Source organism: Staphylococcus sp. HMSC035D11 (assembly GCF_001836075.1).
Lineage (GTDB): Bacteria > Bacillota > Bacilli > Staphylococcales > Staphylococcaceae > Staphylococcus > Staphylococcus hominis.
Genome location: NZ_KV827285.1, coordinates 122,153 through 125,873, shown reverse-complemented (window position 1 = coordinate 125,873; position 3,721 = coordinate 122,153). Strand labels below are relative to the sequence as shown.

General features: G+C 30.7%; 3 protein-coding genes and 1 pseudogene. 2 read left to right on the top strand and 2 right to left on the bottom strand.

Going from position 1 to position 3,721, the window contains the following annotated elements:
* A partial coding sequence (cch1, locus tag HMPREF2647_RS10515; protein ID WP_256326495.1) for a cassette chromosome replicative helicase occupies positions 1 to 1,266 on the bottom strand: 1,266 nt, incomplete at its 3' end.
* Positions 1,266 to 1,556 carry a cassette chromosome ssDNA-binding protein gene (gene ssb / locus HMPREF2647_RS10510; protein WP_049436965.1) on the bottom strand — a complete coding sequence of 97 codons (291 nt, stop codon included), beginning with the start codon at positions 1,554 to 1,556 and terminating at the stop codon, positions 1,266 to 1,268. The genes ssb and cch1, both read right to left, overlap by 1 nt.
* A gap of 181 nt (positions 1,557 to 1,737) precedes the next feature.
* Between ssb and HMPREF2647_RS10505 the strand changes: the two genes are divergently transcribed.
* Positions 1,738 to 3,345, top strand: coding sequence for a hypothetical protein (locus tag HMPREF2647_RS10505; RefSeq protein WP_049436967.1), 1,608 nt, complete (start codon positions 1,738 to 1,740; stop codon positions 3,343 to 3,345).
* 53 nt (positions 3,346 to 3,398) lie between these two features.
* Positions 3,399 to 3,721: pseudogene (locus HMPREF2647_RS10500) on the top strand (LLM class flavin-dependent oxidoreductase); the annotation flags it as partial.

Sequence of the window (3,721 nt, the reverse complement as noted above, 5' to 3'; positions counted from 1 at the left end):
AGCGATATCAATATCTGTAGCTAAAACACGACTTAGAATCTTGGCCGAAGTAGTGATAGCCGCATAGCGCTTAAACATACGAATACCAGTATTATTTTTTTCATCCTTCAATTTATCTTTAAACCAATGATGCTCATCTTGAAACCATTGAATGACTTCATCTTCACGGTTGATAAGATATTTAGCTACTAACGGTAAAACATGACCATAGTTTAGTGCCACAGATTTTTTAATATTGTCAGAATTTGTTGCATCTTTAGTAAACCGTTCATTAATTTCAATAGTTCTCACGCGTAAACCATCATTTTGAGCAGAATCAGTAAAGATACTGTATTCAGAGGTTGAAATCACAGAAGTGCCCCAATTCTTAGGCGTTTTAACTTCTCCATGTACATTGGAACGTTGACGCCCCTGACCTTCAGCGATAGAGTACAATAACCCTGTTGTATCTTTAAAAGTTGCTGATGAGAGTTCATCAAATACTAGTGGTACACCATAGTTGTTGCTTAAATAACCTTCAAGTGCATTACGTGTACCATTCCAACTTCGAAAAAGTGTTTGATTACCTTTGGTTGGATTTCCAGCGACGGATACCGCTAAAGCTGCCGCTGTTGATTTACCAGTTGATGACTGGCCTGTAAAACTAAAGATAATTCCTGCAAATTCGATTTCACGTTTGTACTTCAGAAAGCTTGTCACTAAGGCAGAAATTCCAAATACGACCGCTAACTCTAGAAGAAGATGACCTTTGACTTCGTTCATATACATATTTAACCAATCTTTAAATGTCCCTTTAGGCTCTAATAGATAAGCACTATCGACAATAGGATCTAAGGATGCTGACCGATCATATTGTTTAGATGTGTAAACGGTATCTATCATTACAATGTAACCGTAGGGTGTTTCTATGATGCCCGAGCCATCATATAAATCAGAAGTGGGCAGTTCATCACGCATTAATTGTAGTGCATAGCTCAAATCTCTTATATAACTTTCATTGATACTGTGACCATATTTAATCAAAGAAGGTAACTTTTGAGTTGTTAAAATATCAGATTCAAATGTATGTTCTTTATCTTTACCGTTAGAAATAATTATTTTTTCTGTATTTTCTGAGGCATGCCAAAATTTAGCTTCAACAACGATACAACTAGATATAGGCACTACTTTTTCCTTATCTCCATCTTTTTTAGGTGGAATAGTTTTACGCCACGCCTTTGCATCTAATTGGTATGGACCTACTTCAAAAATGATGTAATGACTCATTAGCGAACACCTCCTTTCGAAGAGTTGCTATCATTGAGTGGATTAGTTCCTATTTTTTGATACAATAAGCTACCATTCTTTTTACCAATGATAATAAAAGGAATGCTAGGCGTATATTTTACAAAATAGGCGAACCAACGTCCTACCTCACATTGAACCTCCCTAGAACAGTTAAGCCCTGATTTTTTAGTTAAATCACCAATTGTAAATTCAGTGCCTTTCTGTAAACTATTTGCAATAGCTAAATCTGCATTTTTTAAATTTATAAATTCTTGACTTTTATAAGTCATAAAATCACTCCTATTTATTTTTTGATTATTTCCATCATGACTGAATAAGTTTTGTTGATGCGGTTGGAAATTACAATGACTATAATAGAGAAGTATAAAGTTTAAAGCTCTAATAGTTCTGGGCAAATAATACATACATAATTGCAATGCTAATTACTTGACAAAATAGGAGGGTTTTTAGATGTATGACTTTTTAGAATATTTACATCGCTATTGTATAAAATCGATAGAAAATTGGAAGGCTGTACCGAACTTATCGTGTGAAATTGAAAGAGGAAATATTGTTGAAAGTACAGAATCTATGATAGGTTATCATGTCATTGTCAAACAAAAGAAAGTTATAATTTATGATGATGATATAGCTTCAATTAGTAATATAAGCGGAAATTATATAGCAGCAGATTTATTAGTTACTAGATATTTAGATGCAATAGGTGAATTTATAGGAGTATCGGAATTAGATCAACAAAGTCATTATGAGTGGCTAGTGTTTTTTGAGAAAACAAGAAGAATTTTTAATGGTAAAAATATTGTTTATAAGTTTTTATATTACTTATTCATTCATACTTATGGACAAGGAAACCAAGATGAAAAAATAAAAAAATATATGAAAAATATCATAGTGCAAACTACATTTTACGGACTAGATAATGCTATTAATGTAAGTTTAGATGAAAGTAATGCCATGTTGTGGTATAACTTTGATACTCAAAACACAAATATTTTGTTTGAAAAAATAGATGAAGATGAGTTACTTAGAATTCTAGATGAAATAAGTGATACTAATAAGTACGAATCATTATTTAACATTGTGACGGATGAACAAAAAGAATTTTTAAATTCAAATATTACACCAATTTTAAGTAAAGATTTAACTGAAATGAATGAATTACCATTAGATTTTTATGCTTACGTAAATAAGTATATTAGTAAAAAAGTCTTTGGCTATAACACTTACTTACTTAATAAAAACGATGTAGTAAGTTTTTTAATTAACAATAGCAATGAGCTTGATAAATCTAATTATTTTAAAATGGGAGAAAGATCGACAAAAACTAAATACAACAAGGAAAGCAAATTTAAAATACATGAGTATGTTATTGCAATAACTTATGTAGCATTATTAAATCATTCATATATGAAATATATAAATGCTAATAAACACTTTGATTCTAGTAGTAAAATAAATAAAACAATAAAAATGGATTATATGAAATTCACAGAACATTTTAACAACTTCTCAGAATTTGTAGAGGACTTAAGTTGGAGAATACGTCAATCATTTAACTATATTGGCGCATTGGAGAATAAAAAAGAATATGATGAAGAATATGTTGAACAATTAATTCAATTTGTTATATTATCAAAATTTGGCTATATCAATGTGAAAAGCCATTTTGAATATATTGAAAACTTAAATATTCTTAATACGGAACTAACTGCTTTGTTAGGAAGTGATTTCGCTTATGTACCAAATAATATGTATAATGAATTATTCATTAAATTATTTAAAGTTGTAAATGAGTGGAAAGAAAATAGTGTAAATAGTTTATTTAGTAATACTAATAATAGTATACCTTTAGAAAAATTAGATGTAATATCTCATTTTATCAAACAGTATGATAAACCGTTTGGACGAAACAAGCAAGGTAAACGAGTTAAAGCAGAAGTATTTGAAGGTATAAGTGATTTTCATAAGTGTGTAAAAGAGGGTTTTGCTGCTAATGATGTGTTACTACAGTTGAGATTGGAAATGAGCGTGCATGAAAATAAAAGATTTAATAAATAAGTATCGTCAACCACCTCTTGTATTACCAGGTCTCACTGTTTATGCTGATGAGGATGAGAAAGAATGCATACAAACTTAAGCGCCAATTAGATGATATGATGCCACTTGAAAAACGCAAGAAACAATTATCTAAATGCATTGGTTTAGGTATAAGTGAATGGAAACTAGATGAAATTGTATCGTCCTTACCAGATTATGAAACATTATCGAAAAAGGTCGTAAAATCAGTATGTGAAGCCGTACAACGTGTCGTTAAGAATGAACATCTTACATTAAGAGATTTATTAGATCGTTTTAGTACTTGGGTAGGGCATAAGACAATAGTTGGAACGCCAGAACAAGTGGCGGATGAAATGATTGAATGGTTTGAAAAAGA

Coding starts and splice junctions, on each gene's coding strand:
- HMPREF2647_RS10505 (WP_049436967.1), top strand. CDS start 1,738: ATGTATGACTTTTTAGAATATTTACATCGCTATTGTATAAAATCGATA.
- ssb (WP_049436965.1), bottom strand. CDS start 1,556: ATGACTTATAAAAGTCAAGAATTTATAAATTTAAAAAATGCAGATTTA.